This is a genomic window from Streptomyces sp. NBC_01717, assembly GCF_036248255.1.
Taxonomy (GTDB): Bacteria; Actinomycetota; Actinomycetes; order Streptomycetales; family Streptomycetaceae; genus Streptomyces.
Genome location: NZ_CP109179.1, coordinates 456,096 through 479,119 on the forward strand (window position 1 = coordinate 456,096; position 23,024 = coordinate 479,119).

Annotated in this window: 17 protein-coding genes and 4 pseudogenes; 18 read left to right on the forward strand and 3 right to left on the reverse strand. The window is 68.4% G+C overall.

Going from position 1 to position 23,024, the window contains the following annotated elements; all coding sequences use genetic code 11:
- Positions 1-15: 15 nt before the first annotated feature.
- The 3 genes from OHB49_RS43825 to OHB49_RS43835 form a co-directional block, all read right to left on the reverse strand.
- The gene (locus OHB49_RS43825) at positions 16-369 is read right to left on the reverse strand and encodes a hypothetical protein (protein WP_329167180.1); all 354 of its coding nucleotides are present in this window, start codon (positions 367-369) and stop codon (positions 16-18) included.
- Complete coding sequence (dnaE, locus tag OHB49_RS43830) at positions 366-3,959, reverse strand: DNA polymerase III subunit alpha (protein ID WP_329167181.1); 3,594 nt, start codon at positions 3,957-3,959, stop codon at positions 366-368. The genes OHB49_RS43825 and dnaE overlap by 4 nt, the downstream gene beginning before the upstream one ends.
- Positions 3,960-4,422: 463 nt before the next feature.
- Positions 4,423-5,109, reverse strand: a complete 687-nt coding sequence (locus OHB49_RS43835) for a M24 family metallopeptidase (RefSeq protein ID WP_443079725.1) — start codon at positions 5,107-5,109, stop codon at positions 4,423-4,425.
- Positions 5,110-5,668: 559 nt separating this feature from the next.
- On the opposite strand from OHB49_RS43835, the gene OHB49_RS43840 reads away from it, so the two are divergent.
- The 18 genes and pseudogenes from OHB49_RS43840 (at position 5,669) to OHB49_RS43925 (ending at position 22,558) form a co-directional block, all read left to right on the forward strand.
- A complete protein-coding gene (locus tag OHB49_RS43840) occupies positions 5,669-6,016 on the forward strand; it encodes a hypothetical protein (protein ID WP_329167184.1) in 348 nt (115 codons plus the stop codon).
- A 33-nt stretch (positions 6,017-6,049) separates the two neighbouring features.
- A complete protein-coding gene (locus OHB49_RS43845) occupies positions 6,050-6,301 on the forward strand; it encodes an antitoxin MazE7 (RefSeq protein WP_329167186.1) in 252 nt (83 codons plus the stop codon).
- Between the two features lie 3 nt (positions 6,302-6,304).
- Positions 6,305-6,679: a toxin Doc gene (locus OHB49_RS43850; RefSeq protein WP_329167187.1), complete on the forward strand. Its 375-nt coding sequence runs from the start codon at positions 6,305-6,307 to the stop codon at positions 6,677-6,679.
- A 904-nt stretch (positions 6,680-7,583) separates the two neighbouring features.
- Positions 7,584-7,952, forward strand: coding sequence for a DoxX family protein (locus tag OHB49_RS43855; RefSeq protein WP_329167188.1), 369 nt, complete (start codon positions 7,584-7,586; stop codon positions 7,950-7,952).
- Between the two features lie 126 nt (positions 7,953-8,078).
- A complete protein-coding gene (locus tag OHB49_RS43860; protein ID WP_329167189.1) occupies positions 8,079-9,212 on the forward strand; it encodes a monodechloroaminopyrrolnitrin synthase PrnB family protein in 1,134 nt (377 codons plus the stop codon).
- A complete protein-coding gene (locus OHB49_RS43865) occupies positions 9,209-10,489 on the forward strand; it encodes a flavin-dependent oxidoreductase (protein ID WP_329167190.1) in 1,281 nt (426 codons plus the stop codon). Before OHB49_RS43860 ends, OHB49_RS43865 begins: the two co-directional genes overlap by 4 nt.
- 11 nt (positions 10,490-10,500) lie before the next feature.
- Positions 10,501-12,234 (forward strand): type I polyketide synthase, encoded by a 1,734-nt coding sequence (locus OHB49_RS43870; RefSeq protein WP_329167191.1) that lies wholly within the window; start codon positions 10,501-10,503, stop codon positions 12,232-12,234.
- 15 nt (positions 12,235-12,249) lie between these two features.
- A complete protein-coding gene (locus OHB49_RS43875) occupies positions 12,250-12,471 on the forward strand; it encodes a hypothetical protein (RefSeq protein ID WP_329167192.1) in 222 nt (73 codons plus the stop codon).
- A 29-nt stretch (positions 12,472-12,500) separates the two neighbouring features.
- Positions 12,501-12,773 (forward strand): annotated as a pseudogene (locus tag OHB49_RS43880) (3-oxoacyl-ACP synthase); the annotation flags it as partial.
- A gap of 320 nt (positions 12,774-13,093) precedes the next feature.
- Positions 13,094-13,272 (forward strand): annotated as a pseudogene (locus OHB49_RS43885) (3-oxoacyl-[acyl-carrier-protein] synthase III C-terminal domain-containing protein).
- A 55-nt stretch (positions 13,273-13,327) separates the two neighbouring features.
- A complete protein-coding gene (locus OHB49_RS43890; RefSeq protein WP_329167194.1) occupies positions 13,328-13,564 on the forward strand; it encodes a phosphopantetheine-binding protein in 237 nt (78 codons plus the stop codon).
- Positions 13,565-13,695: 131 nt separating this feature from the next.
- A pseudogene (locus OHB49_RS43895) lies at positions 13,696-13,827 on the forward strand (class I SAM-dependent methyltransferase); the annotation flags it as partial.
- A gap of 103 nt (positions 13,828-13,930) precedes the next feature.
- A pseudogene (locus OHB49_RS43900) lies at positions 13,931-14,157 on the forward strand (ammonia-dependent NAD(+) synthetase); the annotation flags it as partial.
- A 132-nt stretch (positions 14,158-14,289) separates the two neighbouring features.
- Positions 14,290-17,754, forward strand: coding sequence for a WD40 repeat domain-containing protein (locus tag OHB49_RS43905; RefSeq protein ID WP_329167195.1), 3,465 nt, complete (start codon positions 14,290-14,292; stop codon positions 17,752-17,754).
- A gap of 8 nt (positions 17,755-17,762) precedes the next feature.
- Positions 17,763-19,385, forward strand: coding sequence for a hypothetical protein (locus OHB49_RS43910; RefSeq protein ID WP_329167197.1), 1,623 nt, complete (start codon positions 17,763-17,765; stop codon positions 19,383-19,385).
- Positions 19,361-20,554 carry a hypothetical protein gene (locus OHB49_RS43915; protein ID WP_329167199.1) on the forward strand — a complete coding sequence of 398 codons (1,194 nt, stop codon included), beginning with the start codon at positions 19,361-19,363 and terminating at the stop codon, positions 20,552-20,554. Before OHB49_RS43910 ends, OHB49_RS43915 begins: the two co-directional genes overlap by 25 nt.
- 1 nt (position 20,555) lies before the next feature.
- Positions 20,556-21,929, forward strand: a complete 1,374-nt coding sequence (locus OHB49_RS43920) for a hypothetical protein (RefSeq protein ID WP_329167200.1) — start codon at positions 20,556-20,558, stop codon at positions 21,927-21,929.
- A 50-nt stretch (positions 21,930-21,979) separates the two neighbouring features.
- Positions 21,980-22,558: an SLATT domain-containing protein gene (locus OHB49_RS43925; RefSeq protein ID WP_329167201.1), complete on the forward strand. Its 579-nt coding sequence runs from the start codon at positions 21,980-21,982 to the stop codon at positions 22,556-22,558.
- The last annotated feature ends 466 nt before the right edge of the window (positions 22,559-23,024 follow it).

Consider the following 23,024-nt stretch of genomic DNA (forward strand, 5'->3'; position numbering starts at 1 on the left):
CAGTCCCAAGGCTGTTCACGCTGCCTGGGTACGTTGCGCCCCGCGGCAGGGCTCCCACTGTTGTAGGTCCATCTTTTCAGCGGACTGGGCGGTGAGCAGCGCCATTACCCATAGCTGCGTGCCGGGCAGTTCCTGGCGCTGATTCCCGGTAGCGCCCTCGATGATCCAGGTGTCGACGGGAGCCGGGATCTGACCGCTGTACCAGCCTTCGAGAGACACGAGCGCTGTGGTGTCCCCAGCGCGCTCTTCGCCGCTGGAATTTGTCCAGGAATGTGAGAACTGGGCTGAAACAGGTCCAGGTCCGCCGCACCGTGGGCAGTTTGGTGGGTCGGCGAGTTGCAGGACGATGGCGTCGTCCTCTTCGCTCACGCGGCGCCCTGCCAGGCGTCTGTACCGAAGGTGCCTTTGATGTCGGAGGCGACCGAGGCCGGGTCCACCAGGAATCCCAGCTCGTACAGGACGGTCTTCGCGGGCGTCTGGACTCGCATCCGTACCGGGCTCTCGCCTTTGTGCGCGGCAAGGATGCGCTTGAGCTCGGCGACCGTACGCTCGTTGATCTTGTAGGCGGAGAACGACAGTGTGACCGGTGGCCGGCCGCCGCCGCTCTCTGCTGAGGACACGTCCAGTACCTGGATCTCCTGCCCGAAGATACTGACCGCCCCGTCGCGGTCGTTGAGGCGGCCCTGTACGGATACGACGGTGTCGGCGATCAGAGCGTGCTGGACGAGGGTGTATGTGGCGGGGAAGAAGAGGATCTCCATCTCGCCGTCACGGTCTGCGAGGTTGATGATCGCCCAGGGGTTGCCCTGCTTGGTCATCCGGCGGTCCACGCTGGTGATGAGGCCGGACAGCTGGACAGTGCCTTCGGTGCGGCCTGATCCGAGGAGTTCGCTGATCGTGGTGTCCCGGTTGCGGGACAGGATGTGCTCGGTGCCGTCCAGCGGGTGCGCGGAGACGTACAGGCCGAGCATCTCGCGCTCCGCGGCCAGCAGTTGCTTGCGGGGCCACTCGCTGGCGTCGATGGGGAAGTCGAGGCCGAAGGCGGGCTCGTCGCTGTCGCCGCCGAGTTCGCCGAACAGGTCATCCTGCCCGATCGCGGCCTGCTTCTTCACCGGGATGATCGCGTCGATGGCGTCTTCGTGCATGGCGGACAGCCCTTTGCGGCTGTGCTGGAGAGAGTCGAAGGCGCCGGCCTTGATCAGTGATTCGACAGCTCGCTTGTTGAGGGCGCCGATGTCGGCCTTGTCGAGGAAGTCGGGGAAGGAGGTGTACTTGCCCTTGGCCTTGCGGGAGGCCACGAGAGAGTCGATGACGCCTTCGCCGACGTTGCGCACCGAGCGGAGCCCGAACCGTACGTCGTTGCCGATGGCGGTGAAGTTGGCGACGGACTCGTTGATGTCCGGCTGGAGCACCGAAACGCCCAGTTTCCGGGCGTCGGCCAGGTAGATCGCCGCCTTGTCCTTGTCGTCTCCCACGGAGGTGAGGAGCGCGGCCATGTACTCGGCCGGGTAGTTCGCCTTGAGGTAGGCGGTCCAGTAGGAGACGAGTCCGTATCCGGCGGTGTGGGACTTGTTGAACGCGTATCCGGAGAAGGGGAGCATGACGTCCCACAGAGCCTTGGTGGACTCCTCGGAGTAGCCGTTCTTGTTCATCATGCCGTCGGAGAATTTGTCCCACTCGGCGGCCAGGACCTCGGGCTTCTTCTTACCCATCGCTCGGCGCAGCAGGTCGGCGCCGCCCAAGGTGTAACCGGCGAGCTGCCGGGCGATGGCCATGATCTGCTCCTGGTAGATGAGCAGATGGAAGGTGTTGCCCAGGATCGGCTCCAGGGCCTCCTTCAGTTCCGGGTGGATCGGCTCGATCACTTGGCGGCCGGTCTTGCGGTGCGCGTAGTTCGTGTGCGCGTTAGCCGCCATGGGGCCGGGCCGGTAGAGGGCTAGGGCTGCTGCGATGTCCTCGAACCGGGAGGGTTCCATCAGCTTCAGCAGGGTCCGCATGCCGCCGCCGTCGAGCTGGAACACGCCGAAGGTGTCGCCGCGTGCCAGGAGCTGGAAGGTCGTGGCGTCATCCAGCGGGATCTGCTGCGCGCCGTCCGTCGGCATCGTGTCGGTGGTGATGTTGATGCCGCGGTTCTCCCGGACGTTCTGGAGTGCGTGGTCGATCACGCCCAGGTTCCGAAGTCCCAGGAAGTCCATCTTGACCAGCCCCATGTCCTCACAACTGGGGTAGTCGAAGCCGGTGATCTTGACGCCGTCCTTGGCACGCATGTGGAGCGGAATACGGTCGGTGAGCCGGGTCTTCGACAGGATGACCGCGGCCGCGTGGACACCGGTGTTACGGATGAGGCCCTCGACGCCCTTGGCGCCGTCGACGACCTTCTTGACGTCCGGTTCGTTCTCGTACAGGGCCCGGATCTCGCCGGCCTCCCCGTAGCGGGGGTGGCTCTCGTCGAAGATCCCGTTGATCGGGATGGACTTGCCCATCACGTCCGGCGGCAGGGCCTTCGTGATCCGCTCGCCGTGACTGAACGGGTAGCCCAGGAGCCGCGATGTGTCCTTGATCGCGTTCTTGGCCTTGAGCTTGCCGAAGGTGTTCACCATGGCGGTGAACTCGTCGCCGTACTTGTCGACGACGTAGCGCACCATCCGGTCGCGGTGGCGGTCGTCGAAGTCGAGGTCGACATCCGGCGGGTTGATGCGCTCCGGGTTCAGGAACCGCTCGAAGAGCAGGCCGTGTTCCAGGGGGCACAACTCGGTGATGCGGGTGGCGTACGCGACGATCGACCCGGTAGCCGATCCACGTCCCGGGCCGACGGGGATCTTCTGGTCGCGGGCGTACTGGCAGATGTCCGCGACGACGAGGAAGTAGCTGGAGAAGTTCATCGGACCGATGACCTTCATCTCGGTCTCGAACCGTTCGAGGACCTCGGCCGGGATCGGGTCGCCGTAGCGCATGGCAAGGCCCTTGAGGCACTCCTTGCGCAGCCATGACTCCTGCGTCTCGCCCTCGGGAACGCCGGGGAAGTTCGGCATCTCGTCGACGTTCTCGAACACCGACGCGTACGACTCGACGCGCTCCGCGATCAGCAGAGTGTTGTCGCAGGCCTCGGGAATCTCGGAGAACAGCTCCCGCATCTGAGCTGCGGTCTTGAGGTAGTAGCCGGTGCCGTTGAACTTGAACCGGCCCGGATCGTCCTTGTTCTTACCCACGCCGATACACAGCAGGTTGTCGTGCGCGTCGGCGTGCTCTTCGAGGACGTAGTGCGCGTCATTGGTGGCCAGCAGCGGGATGCCGAGATCCTTCGCCAGGCGCAGCAGATCCCCACGGACGTTGCGCTCCAGGTCCAGACCGTGGTCCATCAGCTCAAGGAAGTAGTTCTCCTTCCCGAGGATGTCCTGGTACTGGGAGGCGATCTCCCGTGCCTCGTCGTACTGGTTCAAACGCAGCCGGGTCTGGATCGCACCCGAGGGGCAGCCGGTCGTCCCGATGATCCCCTCGGCGTGTTCGGAGATCAGCTCCATGTCCATACGCGGCTTGCCGGCCGGGAACTGTCCCGTGTACGACGCTTCCGTCGACAGATAGAACAGGTTCTGCAGCCCCGTGACGTTCTGCGCCCACATCGTCATGTGAGTGAAGCGGCCACCGCCACTGACGTCCTTTGATCCCTCACCGTCGTCCGACATAGCCCTGACCCCGCCGGGACCCCAGAACTCCTGCTTGCGGTTCCGACGCGAGGATGGCGCTACGTATGCCTCGATCCCGATGATCGGCTTGACGCCGTCGAAGCCTTTGGCCACTTGCTGGAACTCGTACGCTCCGAACATGTTGCCGTGGTCGCTCATGGCGATGGCCGGCATCCCCTGACGCTCTACCTCGGCGAACATCGGCTTGAGCCGCTGAGCACCGTCGAGCATCGAGTATTCGGTGTGATTGTGCAGGTGAACAAAGCTGTCGGACACCGGGCAGGCACCTCCGAGGCGCTCGTGGAAAGCCTTGACCCTATCCCCCAGCGGGACGTGGAGAGCGCTCCCCCGCCCGCTTCAAAGGTGATCAAAAGGGATCCAGACGATGACCTGGGGCGATCACGCAAAGTTGTCACCGCGCGCTCTCGGGTCGCTGTATCCGGCGGGATGACCTGCGTCTCGTAGCGGTCATCGCGCGGACGGAAGGTGCGCCGCAGCGCCGACGGTCAGGGCTTGGCCGAGGCCCGATCACACGGCCGGCATGCGAAGGCACCGGGGCGGCCAGGACGAGCGGCTTCCCGGTGTCGTCCGGCCGGTTGTGGCGGGAGTCGGGGAGTGGAGATTTCTCGCCCCTGTCACCCGCCTCGCGCCGCGGGCTGCTCGGACAGCAATTACGATCCCGATCACCGCCCTGACGCTGGCCAGGGATGGATACGGTCTGGCTTGCCCTCGACGAGCGTCAGAGGTCCAGCAGTTCCTCGTAGAAGCCCCCGAAGCCCCGCTCGCGGTCGATGAGGTGGATCTCCAGGATCCAGTGCAGGAGTTGCCCCGCCTCGTCCATACGCCGTAGCGGCTTGTCGTTGGCAGGCACGATGTGGGAGTCGACGTCCTCCCAGTTGTTGTACTCGGGTGGGAACTCGCCCACGAGGTGGCCGACGTGCCAGCCGCCAAGCTGCCAGCCCGCTTCGGCCGCCAGTCGCTCGATCTCGGCGTAGAGCTGCTTGCCCGTGATGTCCGGGTCCCGTTCGAAGGCGCGGCGCCCTGCCGCGAAGACAGTTGACAGGTCGTCGCGCAGGCGGTGCTTGACGGGGTCGTCGCCGAGTACGAAGGTCCGTCCGAAGTCTGCCTCGAACTCCTCGAAGATCGGCCCGAAGTCGGCAAATACGATGTCGTCCGCGCCGATGAGCCGGTCCGGCGGGTTCTCGCGGTACGGCAGGAGGGTGTTCGGTCCGGACCGTACGATCCGCTTGTGCCAGTAGTGCGTAGTCCCGAACATCTCGTTCGCCAGGTCACGGACGCGGTCGCTGACAGCGCGTTCGCCCTGGCCCGCGGTGACCAGGCGCCGCATGTCGATCTCGGCGAACAGCAACGCCGCTTTGGCCTGGGCGTCCAACAGTCGTGCCGCGCGTGTGGATTCGTCCGTCACGTTGCTCACCGTAGGAGGACCGGCCTGGTGTCGCAACCGCATTGATCACGGCGGAAGCCGCCCCCCGCCCAGCCTATATTCGTATAGGTACGGTTGTGGCTCAGCCGCCGGGGCGACAGGTCGCGGTTGCCGTTCCAGATCTCCGGGCGAGTTGAAGTCACCAAGGACGCCACCCTCGCCGTGCGGCAGGCGCTCAAGCTGCTGAAGGTCGACCTCGGGCGCCAAGCTCGAGGCCGCGGCAAGGCGGCAGCGGCCACCACGGAGCAACTCCGGCAGATGAGTGCCGCCGCAGCCTCGCGCCTGCCAGCCATCCGCGACCGCGCCTTGTGGCTCATCGCCTTTACTCCGTCGAAGTTGCCGCGCTCAGCGCTGAGGGCGTCGTCCTCTCGCGTCAAGGCCTCGCTCGAGGTGCACGTACCGTCATTCAAAGAGCCGCCCGCTTCCGACGCCTACGGGCGTGGCTCGGCGACCTGCGCGAGCTCGACGCCGACGCCCGGTCCTTCCTCTCTTCCGGGCCCTGTCGACGACGGGCAACCTGAAGGGGCGCAGCAACGCCACGGTGCGAGGCCTGTACCTGTCTGGCAGGGCGATCAACGAGATCCTGAAGAAGCGCGCGGCCGCCGCCGGGGTGACCTACATCAACGGCCTGAAGCTGACGAGCCACTCCCTGCGGGCCGGTCCGAACAGCGACATGACGCGCACCAAGGTGCCGCTCGCCGGCCGGCGCGAAGCAGGCGACTGGGGCGAGAAATCTCCACTGCCTGACTCCCGCCACAACCAGCCGGACGACCCCGTCGAGGCCACCGAGACGGACCCGCTGGATGCCGTGCCACTCTTCGGCAAGTTCAAGGGAGAAGCCCGAATCGCTATAAAGACGCAGGTCGGAGCCACTTCTCGATGCGGGTAGCCAGAATGGTATGCCCGGCAGCATACTCGAGCCATGGCAGACACCAGCGTCAAGATCGACGACGTCACCAGGGACAGGCTCAAGGCCCTGGCCGACGGGGCGGGCATGTCCATGAAGGACTACCTCGCCAAGGTGGCCGCGGAGAAGGAGCACGAGAACCTCCTCGAGTCCGCGACGGCCGCGTTCCGCCGCGTCATCGGCGAGCCGGGCATCCTGGACCGGTTCGACGCCGACTTCGGCGGGCTCCCGCCAGCGGCCACGCACGAGATTCCGCGGGCTGCCTGACCTGTGGAATTACTCGTCGACTACCGACGGCTTCTGGCCCGCCAGGAAGACATCCTCCGCAACGACCTCACCGTCAACGACCTGTCCGTACTCGTCGGCATGGCGGCCCGGCACCGCGTGAACACCCCGCGCCTGGACCAGACGGACCCGGATGCCTTCTGGCGGGCCGCCGTGTTCCTGGAGGAGTGCGTACTCCTGCGCCCCCTCCCCGTCCGCAATGAGGCATACGGGTACGGCGTCGCCATCGCGTACCTGCAGGCCTCTGGCGAATCCGTCGATACGACGTTCGAGCCGTGGCGCGACCTGATCAACGACATCCGCGCCCTGCACGTGGACTCGTACAACATCGCCGATCGGCTGAGGTCCTGGCGCGTCTGACACGGCATCGGCCCCGACTGCCATGGTATGACCGTGGTGGTGCGGGCTAAGCCCGTGGCTGCTCATGTCCAGCCCTTCAGCCAGCGCCTCCGCGCTCGGGCAAGCGTGTCGCCGGCCTGAGTAGCCAGGGCGGCCTGGCGACGCAGACGGGCCCCGAGGACCTCCCGGCGCTCTCGCCGACACCGGCGCCGAGTTGACATCAGCCGGGTTCCGGGTCCGCTGGCCGCGACGCAGGTGGATCACGTTGCCGCAGTTCGGGCAGTCGCCGCCGGTGCCCAGCCGGATCCTGTCGTCGCACCGCCGGTCCGAGCAGACGCGCCGCTAGGCCCGGCCGCGACCCATCAGCCAGCCCAGCACGTCGCTCACATGGGCCGCACCTCCGACCGCCCTCGGCAACCGCAAGCACGCTCCCTAGGCCAGCAGCGTTTGGGGCCATCGCCGCTGCTCGCCACGCCAGCGGTCGAACACCGCCAGTCAGAGGCATGACAGCAATCTCGGATCAGGGTGGTCAGCTGTTCCTGGGGGGGGGCTGGCATGCCAACAGGGCGCTGGTCGATCCAGGCCGGGCCCCCGCGGTCCAGGTGGTTGCGGGCACGGGTGCCTGCAACGTAGGCCAGGCGGGCTCCGGCCCCGTCGAGGGGCCCGAGGACAGAGTTGCAGGGTTTCGGGGTCGATCCCCAGATCGGCAGCGACCTGCCGGATCGTCGCCTCAGGCCGCGACTGGTACAGCGCGACCGCGTCCGCCTCGAACTGCGGCGGAAGTTCTTCATGACCACGAGATGTCTGTTCTCAGATCCTCAGGTGTCCAAGGTCAGAGGTCAAGGCCCGATGAACCCACCCCCGGCAGCAGCCGTTGATGCCATGGGCCGTGCAAAGCGTCGGTCCGTGAGCTTCGCTCGGTGAATTGAATGGACGGGTTCTGGTGTCGGTTTTGGCAATCGTGTTTGCGGTGCTGCTGGGCGTGAGCTTTGCGGGAGGCGGTGCGGCGAAGCTTGCGGGGGCAGCGGTGATGAGGGCCGATGCGGAGCGCTTCGGATTCTCCTACCGGGCGTTCCAGGTGGTTGGTGCTTCAGAGTTGTGCGGCGGCGCGGGGCTGGTCGCGGGGTTGTGGTTCTCGTCCCTGGCAGTCGCTGCTGCAACGGGCCTGGTTGCGCTGATGGTCGGGGCCGTGGCCTGTCACCTGCGAGCCAAGGACCCGGTCGCGAAGGTTCTGCCGGCGGTCGTGGTGGGCTTGCTCGTTGTGGTGTCGGGGGTGCTGAGTGTCTATCGGTGACCTTTGCTCGCGTATAGCCGCCGGTCGTTCATTGCGAGATTTACGTGGCCGCAGACTGCCGGGTGACGGGACGTCAGGATGGTGACCGCTGGCCTGAGGTACCCGGTGGGGCCGGATGACCGTCGCGTGACCGATCTTGATCCTCTGGGTCTCGACGGTCTCCTTCCGATGGTGTGGGAGATGAATGCCGCGGCCGATGTGAACGGCTTGGTCGGGCTGCTGCGCGGCCTGGTTCCGACCACGGAGGTCACGGCCGGGCTGTCGCTGGCGGGCTGTGTGGCGGCGATGCGTGACCTGGGTCTGCTCGTCGGCTCGGTCAAACGTCACGGCGTCGAGCCGGTCGATGCGGTTCCCGAGCTGGAAGCGCCGCTGCTGGAGTTGGGCGCGCGGACCAGCATGATTCCTCGGGACACGGTGCACCACTACATAGGCTGGAACCCAACCGGCTCTCGTGAGCGGATGTACACGGGTGACCGGATGGAGCGAATGCTCATGTCCTCCGTGCGCGTGACCCTCTCCCGCTTGACCGCAGCGGTCGAGAAGTGCCGGTGCCTGGAGGACCTGGAACCGGACGAGCTGGAGTTCGCGGTGGCCGCGAACGAACTGGTGGTGCTGCTGCGTTCACTCGAAGACGCCATCGACATCGTCATCGCGAACGTGACCCCGGAGTTCTTCGCCCGCACGATGCGCCCTTACTTCGAGGAGGTCCGCGTCGGCGGGGCGACCTATCTGGGACCGGCAGCCGCACACGTGCCGCTGTCCCTGGTCGACCTCGCCTTGTGGGCGTGCGACTGTGGCGGCGAGTCCTACGACGCGTTCTGGCGCGAGTCCGCCCAGTACGGGCTGCCGCCCTGGGCAGATCTGTACGAACGGTGGGCCAAAGGCCCCTCGGTGGTCACGCGGGTGAGCACCGCGCTGGAACTTACCCCGGCCGGTCAGGCACCCCCGAACCTGCGCGCCAGCGCGGAGGCGTTGTGCCGGGCACTTCGCGCACTGGTGGTGTTCCGCGGCAAGCACTTCACGGTTGCGCGCAACGCCTATGCGGAGGAGATCCGGCTTTACTCCCTCGGCAGCGGCGGAGGAAGCCTCGACCTCCTCGACCAGGTGACCGCCCTCACCCGCGAGAACGCCAGTCTGCTACGCAAGTCCTTTGCCCGAGGCCGCGGCCCGAGTGCTGCCCCTGACACTCCTGCCCCTGCACCGGGATCCACCGGCAGCGGGAGTACGGGTCCGTACGAGCGCCAGGGGGTTGTCGCGTGAGGATTCTCATTGCGGGCGGCGGGATCGGCGGGCTGAGCGCTGCGCTGAGTCTGCACGCGGCCGGTTTCACCGACGTCCAGGTGGTGGAGGCGGCACGCGCACTGCGTCCCCTCGGCGTTGGGCTGAACATCCTGCCGAACGCGATCCGTGAGCTTACCGAACTGGGTCTCTACGACCAGCTTGCCGACGGGGCGGCCATCGCGACAAGCGAGTTGGCGCTTTACAGCCGACACGGCAGGCTCATCTGGAAGGAACCCCGGGGTCTGGCCGCCGGCTACTACTGGCCGCAGCTGTCGATCCACCGCGGCCACCTGCAGGGTGTCCTGGCACAGGCCGTCCGTGAACGCCTGGGTGCCACGGCGATCACGACCCATACACGGGTGGTGGGCTGCTCTCAGGCGTCCGATGGCAAGGTCACGGTGACGCTGGAGCGGGGCGGCACCGGCAGGGACGTGGTCGGCAACGTTGACCTGCTGGTTGGCGCGGATGGTGTCCGTTCGGCGGTCCGCGCCTGCCTTTACCCGGACGAAGGGCCACCGCCGGGCAACGGGCTGGTCATGTGGCGGGGAACGACTTGGGCCGAACCCTTCCTTGACGGTCGGTCGATGATCGTCACTGGCGATGACCTGCAGCGGATTGTCCTGTACCCGATCATGCAGGACGCGGCACGCGGCCGCTCACTGATCAACTGGGTGGCAGCACGCCCCGCCGAAGGCGATCTTCAATGTCACGGTGACTGGACTCGGCAGGTCCCCGTCGCCGAGGTCCTGAAGCACTTCGGCCACTGGAGTTTCGACTGGCTGGACATCCCATCCATTCTGGGCTCCACGACCCAGGTCTACCAGTACCCGATGGTGGATCGCGAACCGCTGCCCCGGTGGACGTTCGGCCGCGTGACCCTGCTGGGCGACGCTGCTCACGCGATGTACCCGATGGGCTCAAACGGGGCGACCCAGTCCATCGTCGACGCACGCGCGCTGGCCCACGCACTGGCCACCGAACCCGACGTCGCGCAGGCCCTGGCCGCCTACGAGAGCGAGCGCCGACCGGCCATGACCCTGCTTCAGGCCAGCAACCGGAAACAGGGCCCCGAAGCGGTCATCACCACAGTCCACCAGCGGGCACCCGAGGGATTCGACGACCTCCACGAGGTGATCTCCGAGAGCGAACTCGCCGAGGTCTCCGCCCACTACGCCAGCACCGGCGGTTTCGACGTCGAGGCCGTGAACACCCGCCCGTCCCGCAACATCCCCGCTTCCGGCCCGACCACAACCTGAAGGTGACCTCGATGAACCGGCCAACAACGCCAACCCGCACCCGCGAACCCGTGGCGATCGTCGGCATGGCCTGCCGCTTCCCGGGCGCCCCCGGCGTCGACGCCCTGTGGGATCTGCTGCGAACCGGAGGCGACGCCACCAACGAAACCCCGCCGGACCGATACGACATCGAGGCGCTCTACGCGCCGGAGCCGACCCGCGGCAAGGTGATCAGCCGACGCTCCGGCTACCTCCCCGACGTCGCGGGATTCGACGCGGACTTTTTCGGCCTCACTGCCGAGGAGGCCACCCATCTCGACCCGCAACAGCGCCTGCTGATGATGCTCGCGTGGGAGGCCCTGGAGGACTCCGGAATCCCTCCGCAGCAGATCGAAGGTACCCGCACCGGGGTGTACGTCGGCAGTGTGCACCTGCATTATGCGGAACTGAACGCTCGACGCGGCCTGTCGGCACTGCGCCCCTCCAGCGTCCACAACGTCTACAGCAGCCTGCTGTCCGGTCGTCTGTCCTACACCTTCGACCTGCGCGGCCCCAGTATCTCGGTGGACACCGCCTGTTCCTCGTCCCTCGTCGCGATTCACCTAGCCTGCCAGAGCCTTCGCTCAGGGGAAACCACGCTGGCCCTCGCCGCGGGCGTGAATCTCAAGTTCCTGCCCGACGAAGACGTCATGCTGTCCCAGATGCCGATTATTGCACCCGACGGGCGCTGCAAGTTCGGTGATGAGCGCGCCGACGGCTTCGCGCCCAGCGACGGTGCCGGAGTAGTGGTACTCAAGCCCCTCTCGGCGGCGCTCGCCGACGGTGACCGGATCCGCGCCCTCATCCTGGGCAGTGCCATCAGCAACGACGGCCGCAGCGTGCCCAATCAGCTGGCTCCCTCCGTCGAGGGACAGGTACAGATGCTGCGCTGGGCATACGAGGACGCCGGAGTCCCACCTGCCGAGGTCGACTTCATCGAAGCGCACGGCACCGGCACCCCTGCCATCGACCCTGTCGAGTTCGCCGCCTTCGGTGAAGTACTGGGCAAGGACCGGTCGGCGGACCGGCCCTGCTACGTCGGCTCGGTGAAAAGCAACATCGGCCACGCCGAAGGCGCCGCCGGCATCGCCGCCCTGATCAAGACGGTCCTATGCCTGGAACACCGCCAGATCGTCCCCAGCCTGCACTACGAGACCCCCAACCCCAAGATCCCCTGGCAGGACCTGCCCCTGCGGGTTCCCACCGAACCACTGCCGATCCCGGACCGGGGCCGGCCCCTGATAGCCGGCATCAGCGGACAGGGCATCTCGGCGGCCAACACCCACCTGGTGATCAGCCAGGCCGACCATCCCACACCCTGCGAGCCGCCACCCGCTGGCGGCCCGCACCTGTTCGTCACCTCGGCCCGCACCGACAGCGCGCTCCGCGACACGGCGATCGCCTACCTCGCCTACCTGACACCCGAGGGCTCCGGCAGTGCCCACCGCCTTGCCGATATCTGCCGTAGTGCAGCCCTAAACCGCCACCACCACGTGAAGCGCCTGGCCATCCTCGCTGGCACCCATCAGGAGCTCTCCGATCGGCTGCAGGCATTCCTCGACGGCGAACTCCACCCCCCGCGGGCTGACGACACCACGCTCCAAGCCCTCGCACACGACTACCTCGCCGGTGAACCCGTCAAGTGGGCAAGCGCCTTTCCTCAGGACACCCGGTACGTGCCGCTGCCTACATACCCGTGGCAGACCAAGCGCTACTGGCTCGACTGAGAGGAGGCCCGGACCATGACCCGCACCGCCGTACTCTGCGGCCTCCGCGCGTGGCTACCGCCCACCGTCGTGACCAACGACGACCTGGCCAAACGCCTGGACAGCACCGACGAGTGGATCCGCACCCGCGCACCGGGATCCGTCAATGCCACATCATCGAACCTGGCTTCTGCCACATCATCGAACCTGGCTTCTGCCACCTCCGACCTGGCCGTCGAAGCCGGCGCAGGGCCCTAAGATCGGCGGGCATCACCGCCGTCGACGCGGTGGTCCTGGCCCCCCCCGACCATCCGATCCCCGCGACCGCCCCCGCCGTCGCCGCCCGGCTCGGGCTGAGCGGATCCGCCGCCTTCGACGTCAACGCCGCGTGCAGCGGCTTCGTCTACGGCCTGGCCACCGCCGCCGCCCTCATCACCGCCTCCCTGGCCGACCAGGTCCTTTTCATCGGCGCCGACACGGTCTCCACCGCCGCCAACCAGAACGACCGGAGCATCGCGCCGCTGATAGGCGCCGGCGCCGGCGCCGGCGCCATAGTCCTGCGCGCCGGCACCACGGACGAACCAGGCGCCATCGCCGCCTTCGACCTCGGCAGCGACGGCGACCAGGCCGCACTCATCCGCCAGCCCGCCGGCGGTTTCCGCCAACGCTCCACCTGCCAGGACCCGCCCAAGGCCGACCGCTACATGACCATGGACGGCAAAGCCGTTTTCACCACCGCCATCACCAGGATGACCGCGTCCTCGCAGGCAGTGCTCCAGCGCGCTGGCCGCTCCACTCACGACGTGGACTGGTTCGTTGCGCACCAGGCCAACGCCCGTACCGCGCGGTCGCCCACCAGCTCGGCCTCCCCGCCGACCGGCTGGTCACCAACATCGACCAGGTCGGCAACACCAGCGCCGCCTCCATCCCCTCGCCCTCGCGCACGCGGCCCGCACCGGATCACTGCGTGCTGGACAACTGGTCCTGCTCACCGCCTTCGGCGGCGGCCTGACCTGGGGCTCCGCCCTGCTCCAGTGGCCTGATCTCACAACCGGCTGACCCACTGACTGACCCGCCGTCACACCCGCCCGCTACGACCGGAGGAAGCCCACACATGGACACCTCGCAGCGCGTATGGAAGGTACTGACCCACTGGTGTGACCTGCCGAGCGAGCCGATCCAGCCAGACCTGCAGCTCGACAGCCTTGACCTGGACTCCCTGAGCATGCTCGAGATCTCCCTGGGACTGGACAAGGAATTCAACACAACGATCCCGGAGAGCGAGATCAAGCAGGCCAAGACCGTCGCCGACCTGGCTGACCTGGCCGAAACCCACAGGACCCCCAAGTAACAGGAATTCTGCTGCTGCGAGCAACCTGGGAGCGCTTTGGGAGCGAGCTGCCCGGCGAGTCGGGCAGTGCAATCTGGGACGGATTGCCTGAGCGCAACGCGGCCCTCGATCTAGCCCGCTTTCACGGAAGTATGGATTTGGAGTTGCCGTTGTTGGATGTGGGATGTGGCAACGGCACCCAGACGGACTTCCTGGCCAAGAGCTATGGCCGAACGATCGGGCTGGACTTTTCTCCATCCGCAATCTCGGCGGCATCTGATCACGTCGGTGACCCGGCCGAGCGGCAGCCGCCCGATGTGCCGGGCGAGGCGGGCGGCGGAGGTGAGCTGGAGCACCTCGTGCGCAACCCTCTTGCCATCTCCGCCTCGGGTGCGCGCCGTCGCGGAGACGCTGGGCGAACTGGCGTGGAAGCCTCGATGGCCGACCTGGAGACCCTCGACCCGGGCAAGGCCGACGAGGACGCTCTCGTGGTCTCCTACGACGACATCGACGACTCCTTGGAGGGCAAGCCGGTGGGCGAGCGGGCCTTTGAAGCAATCACCAGCCGCTACCGCCTCACTGACCACAAGCGCCAGTTGCCCGTCGCCCACTGAAAAATGGCTGTACGGGTCGTCTCTCATCCGGATATCAGAGACTTTCTGATAATCCGGAGCCCCGGCTGCCATCATGTGCCGACGGGATCGGTGGCTCGGTCATTGCCGCCTTCCCGGGGGCGAGGGGGTTTGATGGCGGACGGGTCGTCGGCGGTGTTCGATGTAGGTGCGTTACTGCGGGAGAGGTTGTCGATCGCCGAGCGGAAGACCGCTCGGGGTGCTCTTCTCGCTCCGGCCCAGCCGGCTCTCCAGTTCGTCCGGACGTGTGTCGCCGCCGAGGACATCGGAGTGCTGCGGGCCCTCCGTGACCAGCAGACACAGGTGCACGAGTTGCTGGCCCCCACGGCGGCCGCGGCCACGAGTATCCGTGCTCTGGAGGGGGTGGGCCCCTATCTGCGGGACGAGCCCGCGGCGGCACAGGCGCTGCGGGCTTCCGCCGCCATGGCGCTCGCGCTGGTGGGTGATGCCGAGAGCGCCGCGCAGCAATTACGCATCGGGCTCCTGTGGTTACGGCACTGCCAGGCGCACCCAGCGGCCATGGCCGCGGATGAGGGCGCGGATGAGGGACTCAGTGCTCTGCTCGACGCTGCCACCACCGGGCACGCGGCCCGAATACGCCGGCTGCTGACGGAACTCGCCGCCGACGAACGCAATCTCGCCCTGTCCGTGCTGCTGTGGCTGCTGACGCTGGACGGCGCCCTTCCCGACCTCCGGAGCGTGGCCGGGGCGAGTGTCCTGTTCGACGACGGCAGAGGAGGTACGAGGGCGGCGCGGGCGACCCTCAGGGTTTCCGTCCTGCCCGAGGGGCCGCCGGCACTCTTGCCCGACCCGAGGATTATGTCGGGGTTCCGGGGGGACACGGGATTCGCGGAATCTCTCCGCGATGCCTGGGCGGTGGCCGGTGACGATGTCACCGGGACAGTGCTGTGGTCGCTCACCGGCCCCGACGGCGTCGTGGGCATGGTTGCCGACCGCTCTCTGGGCTGCGCCTTCGCCGTGCTCGTCGGTGAGGTGGGCCGGCGGTCAGGGCGCTGGTCCCGGCTGCCTGCGGTGCGGCGGCTGAACTCACGCACCGCGCTCGTCGGAGCGCTCGACGGGACGCCGCTCGGCGGGCTCCTCCCTGTCGACGGCTACGTCAGCAAACTGCGAGCGGCGGACAACGGGCAGAACGTGATCCTTCCGGCGGCGGACAAGAAGGCCGCGCTGGCGGTCTGGCAGGGCGATGCGTCCGCCCGTCTGCTCTTCGCCTCCACAGCCAAGGAAGCGGCCCGGGAGGCCCGGGTGCTCGACGGCCCGGGCCTTCTGCGCTGGGCCGGGAGTCTCGTCGTCCTGGCCACACTGGTGGCGGGGGTGGCCGTGGGCCTGGCCTACTCCCTATCAAGAGAGGGCAAGGAGGAGGCGCGCAACGCACTGGCGGCCGATCTTGCCGCCGAGGCCCTGACCCTGCGGCAGACCGATCCCCGCATGGCGGGACTGCTTGGCCTCGCCGGGAACTACGTCCGACCGGGCACCCCCCGGGCCGTGCAGGCGATGCGGGACGTGCTGGATGCGAACACGGGTGTGCGGCTCTCCTGGCAGGCGAGCCCCGCGCAGGTCGACAGCGTCGCCGTGGACGCCAAACGCAGCCGCGTGTACACCACCGGCGACGACCCGTACATCAAGTCCTGGGACCTGCACACCGGCAAGGCGCTGGGGAAGGTCTCCGGGCCCGTCGGGGGACTCGTACTCAACGACGTCAGCGGACTGCTCGCCGCCCGGGACAGCTCGTCCGTCCTGCTGTACGAGGGGCTGGGCAAAGTCCCCGTGCTTCGGGGCCGCCTCCCGGCCCCCACGTGTGCCCGCGCGGACAGCCGGCCCGTGGCGAACGCCTTTACCGACCAAGGCGTCCGCCTGGTCGAGGTGCGGGACGACGGGACGATGGCGCAGTACGACACCACCACCCGCGCACAGACCGACTGCCGGCGCCTGGCCTCCATGGGTGATCTGGGTGCGCCCGGCGGCCGCCGTGTCGTGGTGGACGCCGCCGTCACCCTCGGTCCGCCGAAGGGCCCCGACCACGAACCCCCGGAGGAGCAGATACTCCTGCTGCTGACGAACAACCGTGTCCTTTCGGTCGGCCTGGACAGTCACAAGGCGGCCGTGGAGATCGAGGAGAGCGACGTCCAGGGCACCGTCTCCCGGATCGGGGCGAACGATGAACTCGTGGTGCTGGCCACCCCCGGCGGCGTACAGGCATGGGACCGGGTACGGCACCGGCAGCTCAGCTATCCCGTAGGCGGGCTGGCTGCGGCACCGAATGCCATGGTGGAGCACAGCGGAAGCGTGGTGATCGCCTCGGAGAGCGGCACCGCCCTCGTGCCGCTCGGTACGGGTGACGACGCCGCGAGCAGCCGCGGTCTCGAACGGCCCCGCGGCGGACCGGCGATGGCCGTCTCGGTGGGTTCCGACTTCACCGTGGTGGCAGCAGGGCGCGGCGGGCGCGTCAACGTCCTCGACAGCGGCCCCGGGCCGCTCGGCCGCACCACCGCACCGTCTTCCAGCGCGGCGTCGTTCGGCCCGGACGGTGAGCTGCTGCTCACTTCCTTCTCGGAACTCTCCTCCGCGTCCGGCGGGCTGTACACGGTCCGGCCGAGGACCACGGACCACACCGGTACATCGGACTGGCCGCATCTCACCGACTACCGGTCCCGCGACTCGTACGTCAACGACGTGGCGATGAGCAACCGGTACGTGGCCGCCGCCGGGCAGTACGAGGGGCGTGGCACGGTCACCTTGTGGCGCAAGGACGGCACCTGGCTGCGCGACCTCAGGCCGTCGGGGGTCGACGAGAGCTCCCGTCCCCCGGCAGAACGGATCGTCACGTCGGTGCGGTTCGTGCCCGGCACCGACCTCCTGGTCGCACGGCACGTCACTGGCCCGGTCACCGTATGGTCCACCCGGACCTGGAAGGAACAGGCGACGGTGCCGCTCGCGGCGGGCCTGGGGCTGGAAGTGCACGGCACCCGGGCCGTTGCTCTGGAACAGCCCGGGGAAGCCGGTGCCCGGCTCGCCGAGATCGACCTGAGCGACCCGAAGGCTGGCCCCGCCAGGACCGTGCCAGTCCCGAATACCTATCGCTTCGTGTGGAGCCACGACGGCTCACGCCTCGCCCTGCTCGTCCAGGGCAACACCGTGCGCTATCTGGACAGCGGTCTGCGGAAGACCGGCACCCCGCTGCGGCTGCCCGGTGGCACCACTACGGCGACGGCAGTGGCGCTCTCCCCGGACGGCAGCCGTATCGCCACCGGCTTTGCCGACCAGGTCCTCGTCCACGACACCGCTACGGGGCTCCAGGCCATGCCCGCACTGCCCAGGACCGGAGACGGGGACATCATCCACTTGTACTGGTCGCCGGACGACCGGACGCTCGCCGCCGCCACCCGGTCATTTCGCACCGACAACGCCGCCGGACCGCTGAACTTGTGGCCGGTGGGCGGCATCGACTGGCGCGAGAGCATCTGCCGGTGGACCGGCGGAGAAGGACTCACCCCACAGGAGTGGGACGAGCACATCGGCAACCGTCATCCGTACGTCGACCTGTGCGCCGAGGAGAAATGACCCGAACCATGCCACCTTCGTCCCTCACCCCCGCTCTGCGCTCCTTGGCCGCCCTCCTGCTGTTCGTCCTCGCGGCCACCGCGTGCTCCACGGTCTCCGACCGGTCGACGCCCGACCCCGGTAAGCCGGGCGCTTCCCGGGCGGGCGGCCACGAACAGCCCGTCCTCGCCTACGTCCAGCCGCAAAAGCGTGCGGTGATGCTGGCCGACGCCACCGGTCGTACCTGGCAGGCCGTCCGTACCGGAACTAAGGCGCCGGACCACTTCGCCTGGTCTCCCGACGGGCGGCGCCTGGCCTGGACGGATCCGGTGGAAGCGGACACCACCGGGAGGCTGCACATCCTCGACGTCACCACCGGGAAGGAGGTCTCCCACGCCTGCCCCTGTCACGGAATCGGCTTCCTCGGCGCGGACGCCGTCAGCCTCGCGAGCGACGGCAGCGCGCTGCTGACCTTCGCCGCGACGGGCGATCCGCAGCGCATCCCGCTGGCCCGGAGCAAGGGGCCGTACGCCCTCCTCGCCACGGGCGGCTCCGACGATGCCATCGTGTTCACCCCTCTCCCCGAGGGCCCGGGGGTCTTCCGGGGGCAGGGCACCATCGACGCGGTCGACCGGCGCGGGAGAATCCGCCCGCTGCTGCCGGCGAAGAGCCCCTCCACCCTTGCCGAGGCCTGGCGCGCACCGGACGGCAAAGCCGTCGCCTGGGCCGACTCGGACAGTGGCGGCGCCTGCTGGACGGTCTCCACGCTGCACAGCCACTCCGGCGCGGCCGGCCGGCCCCGACGCCTGCTGCCCGCCGACACCGCGTTCCGGCAGGCGCTGATCGACGACCAGCGTTCGATCACGTCAGCCGCCTGGGCCGGAAAGGGGATGACCGTCACCTTCTCCGGCCTCCAGAGCTGCAACGCCCCGTACCCGGGCCGGGCGGTCTCCTACTACGTCAGCGACGGGAAGTGGACCTTCCTCGGCACCGGGCTGCTCGGTGTGGCCCTCGGGGCCGACGGGCGTACGGCCCGGCTGCGCGATGACGCCGAAGCCGACGCCACCCGTGTCCTCACCGGCACCCTCACCCTCGTCTCGGCAGGGCAGGAACACAGACTGGCGAACGGGGTCTCCACGTTCCTGTTCACACCGGCGGAAAGCGCGGCGGCGAAGCCTCCGGCGGCTGTGGGACAGCCGCCCGGTGCGGCCGTGGTCACCACCGACGATCACGGCAAACCGCTGCAAGATTCCGTGCTGAAGCTGGCCCGCCGGATCGAGGAGGCAGCGGCCGCCGGTGACACGGAAGCACTCGTGCGGCTCTGTGACTCCTGCCGGCCCTCGGTGCAGGACTGGATTCGCCGCGCGACGGGACCATCGGACATCCTCAAAGCGATCCGGGCACACCCGGGCCGGAATGGCGCCGACGCCGTGGTCTACCCCGGCCTCGCCTTCTGTGCGGACGAGCCGGGCAAGGAGGCCACCTGTACTCCGCAGCAGTTGCGGGACGTGGCCGTCCTCGGCATGAAACACGAGAGCGACTCGGAGTTCGGCGGGTGGACTTATCTCCCCTCGGCAGTCGGGATCGTGCCATTGACCGTGGCCTTCGAGGAGAACGGAGAGGCCCATTGGACCGGACTGGCGGCGGGATAACCGGCCCCTCCGAGGACTACGGTCCGCCCGCCACGGTGGCCTGCCACGACAGAACGGTCCCGGACGGCAGGCTGCGGGCCCCCAACGGCCCGCTGATGACCGGAGACCTGCTGGACGGCAGAAAGGTCCTCGGCTTTACCTGTCCGGCACGTGGCCTGCCGAACTCAGCGGACGATCTGCTCCTGTTCGAGGGTGACGACCACGCCGGCTCGCTGCCGCACCTCGGTGTCGTAGCGGTGTCCCGGCAACCAGGCGTGGAACGCGTCGGGTCTCATCCCTGCGGGCAGTTGGAAGCCAAACACGTTCACGGTGCCGACGAGCTCGCCCCAGGACTTGCCGACGCCTTCGACGAACTCGTGTACGGGCCCGACGCCCCCCGCTACCTCGCCCCGCTGATCGACCAGCTCACCGGTACCGGACACAGCTTTTGGCTGGCCGGAGGCGCCCCCAGGGATCTCGTGGCCGGTGCCCGCCCGGGCGCGATAGAAGATCTGGACACCACGGGCACAGCGCCGGCCGGCATCTTCTGCGAAGTGACGGAGCAGGTACTCGGAGATGACGGCCTCAGTGACGAGCACCCGCGCCGCTTCAGCCCGCACAGCCTGGTCTGCTCGATTCTGCCGCCGCAACGCGAAGGCCTCGTGCTGGACTACCGCGGGCTGGGCGTCGGCGGCCTGCCCTGGCCGGCCACCGGAACGGATCTCCGCCTGGACGGCCGGCAGCGTGACCTCACCGTCAACACACTGCTCTACGACCCGGTCTGCCATCTCGTGCTGGACCCGTTGGAGCGGGCTCTGGACGACCTCGCCCACCAGGGCGGCAGCCGCCGTCTCGTCCCGGCGGGATTCCCGGACAACCCCGAGACCTGCGCCGCCGTAGTGCTAAGGTCCCTGAAATTCCGGCTGCGCTGGGACCCGGACGGCGGCGGGCCGGACCGCGTGAGCGTACTGGACGACACGGCATTGCGGGACTGGGCCGCCGCCCTGCCCGAGGACCTCGTGGCCCGGCTGGATGACGGCGGCGACGCCGTGTGGCGGCGCCTGCGGGCCCTTGCCGCCACCTGCCTGCCTCCCGGCAAACCGTCCCCGGCCCTGTCGCAGGCGATAGAGGAGTATGGCGCGGCAGCCGCCGCCGTGGTCAGCCGACTGACCGGGCCGGACGGTGACTGACATGGCCCGGCAGGAGGACACCGTGGCAGTGCACCGCCCGCTGAGCGGCTGGATCGCCTTTCTGAAGCCGGGCCCGCCGGACGGACGCCCGGCCATGGGGGTCATCAACGACGGTGACGAGCGGGCCGATGCCAGGAACATGGCCCGCTTCCGTACCGCCGCATGGGCCCGGACGAGCGTAATCACCGAACGGGACGGGGTCTCCGGCCGGGTGCTCGCGTTGCGTGCACCGGACGGCTCGCTCGTGGTCGAACTCGACGACTTCGGCCGGCCCATCCCCGTCTCGGCGGAAGGCGCCGTGCTGGTCGCAGAGCTGGAGCAGCGGTGGTTCGATCTCCCCGCCGACACGGCGACGGTGGAACGGCTGCGCGGTGAGTGTCTGGAGCTGCGGTACTTCCTTCTCCACCGGATGGGCAGGGAGACCACGACCCCGGCGGAGCTGTTCCACTGCCTGCCGTGGGAGCGGGTGGAAGCCGCCGCCCATACAACTGCCCTACTGCTGACCCCCGGTGGCACAGCGTCGGCGCCCGCGAACAGGGCCGGGGAGCGGTCCGCCGAAGAGGAACTGCGGCACTGGTTCACCCCCGCCGTTATCTCGCTGGCCGGTCCATTGTCCGTTCTGCGCCGCGGTCTGCGCGGAGGGCGGGCCGGACCGTGGTTCTCCCGGGAGGCAGCCGCTCTGCTGACCGGACTGTTGACCTTGGCCCCGGCCCGGCTACCTGCCCCCGCCCGCTCCGCCCTGTCGGAGCTGGCCGGCCGGCTCGGCACCGATCCCGCACTCCACCACAGCGCCCGCCTCGCGGCCGCCCGGCTCACCAACCCCGTATCCGTGCCGGTGGAGCTCGACCTCACGCTGACGGCGCGCCTCGACTCGGACTTCGTCCTACGTGCCTCCTCGGGAGCCCCAGAAGAGACCGGTGCCCTGCTGGAACAAGGACCGGTGACCGTGGATGTGGCGGTGACTCCAGGCGGGGCGGTGGTCGTGGAGCTGGAGATCTCCACCACGGCCGCCTCACCCGTACGCCCCGCGGCCGACGACGGCCCCCTGTGCCACCCCGTCCTGGTGAGCCCGGTCGGAGCCATGGCGCAGGACGGTGCTCCGATTCGATACTGGATGCTGCTCGACAGCTCCGGCGACAGGCTGCACGGCTTCCTCGCCGTACCTGCCCCAGAAGGGCAGTTCGACATCGGGCTGGACGCACCACCGGTCGCACTGCGCTTCCTCGACCGGGTGCCCCAGCGGGAGATCCTGGCATCGCTGCACGGGAACGAGCACATCGGCCCGTCCCGCTGGCACCGCATGATCGACGGGCTTCCCGTACACCACCCGGCCCACGCCGCATTGGCCGCCTACGAAGCCCAACTCCCCACCTAGAGTCCATCGTTCGGGACCAGCCGCAATGGCAGGACGGCTACCTTGGACGGGTGGATACCGCAGACTCACCAGCAGGTCCGTCGAGCCCGGACACGGACGGGGCCACGACGACGGGAACGGGCACGGACGCACGCCGGCGTGCACTCCACGCCGAGTTCCTGCGACTGGAGGAAAGCGCCACCTACAGTGCCCAGACCCAGTTCGAACAGGCCAAGCGCTGGCGGGCATTGCACTGGGCCCTGGGGATTCCTACGACCCTGCTGGCCGCGGTGGCCGGGACCACGGCGCTGGTGGAGTCTGCCGGCAGCACCGCCGCAGGCATTCTGGCCCTGCTTTCCGCAGGGCTCGGCGCGGTGCTCACCACGGTCAACGCACCCCAACGTGCCGGGCACGCGGCCGCTTCCGCCAACGCTTTCCTGGAGATCCAGACGGCTGCCCGGCAGCACCGTGAGATCGACCTGCCGGACTGCGCCCTCGCCGAGGCGCGCGAGGTGCTCGCGGCGTTGACCGTGCGCCGCGACGAACAGAACGCCAAGGCGGAAGTGCCCAGTCGCCGTGCCTACAGCCGTGCGAAGGCCAATGTGCGGGCGGGTGCGCAGACGTACGCCGTGGACGAGAACTCCGGTTGATGGGGTACTGATCGCAGCGCCGACAATGAGGCGTCAGGAGCGGTTGACCTACCTCGTCAGTACCGACGTTTTCATGCCCGCTTCCTCGGCATACAGGAACACGTCGATCCGGGCGGCGGCCCGCTCTGCGGCATTGGCGTCACGCAGCCCCCAGCGCAGCCATCAGTTCAACAACCTCCCGAACCCGCCGTCGCTTCGGTGCGGGCATGGACCTCCTCATATCGCTGCTGGTCTTCCCGCCCCTCATCGCTCTTGGCATGGCGCTGGTGAAGGATTACAAGGGCGTCAGGACGTTCTTCGCCACTCGTCCTACGAAACTCCAGAGAACCAGAAGACGGAGAGGCGCTTTCGGGGCCCTGCAATCTTGACCGGTGGGTGTTCATCGCGCTTCCGTCCCTCGTCATCGTTGATCAGCTTCGCCTGCTGCTGTTCTAACGGTCTTCCAGGACCACTTCATCGAACACTC

Excerpts from the sequence above, each read along its gene's own strand:
- OHB49_RS43845 (WP_329167186.1), top strand. The coding sequence starts at position 6,050 with ATGGCAGACACCAGCGTCAAGATCGACGACGTCACCAGGGACAGGCTC.
- OHB49_RS43870 (WP_329167191.1), top strand. The coding sequence starts at position 10,501 with ATGAACCGGCCAACAACGCCAACCCGCACCCGCGAACCCGTGGCGATC.
- OHB49_RS43875 (WP_329167192.1), top strand. The coding sequence starts at position 12,250 with ATGACCCGCACCGCCGTACTCTGCGGCCTCCGCGCGTGGCTACCGCCC.
- OHB49_RS43890 (WP_329167194.1), top strand. The coding sequence starts at position 13,328 with ATGGACACCTCGCAGCGCGTATGGAAGGTACTGACCCACTGGTGTGAC.
- OHB49_RS43905 (WP_329167195.1), top strand. The coding sequence starts at position 14,290 with ATGGCGGACGGGTCGTCGGCGGTGTTCGATGTAGGTGCGTTACTGCGG.
- OHB49_RS43910 (WP_329167197.1), top strand. The coding sequence starts at position 17,763 with ATGCCACCTTCGTCCCTCACCCCCGCTCTGCGCTCCTTGGCCGCCCTC.
- OHB49_RS43920 (WP_329167200.1), top strand. The coding sequence starts at position 20,556 with ATGGCCCGGCAGGAGGACACCGTGGCAGTGCACCGCCCGCTGAGCGGC.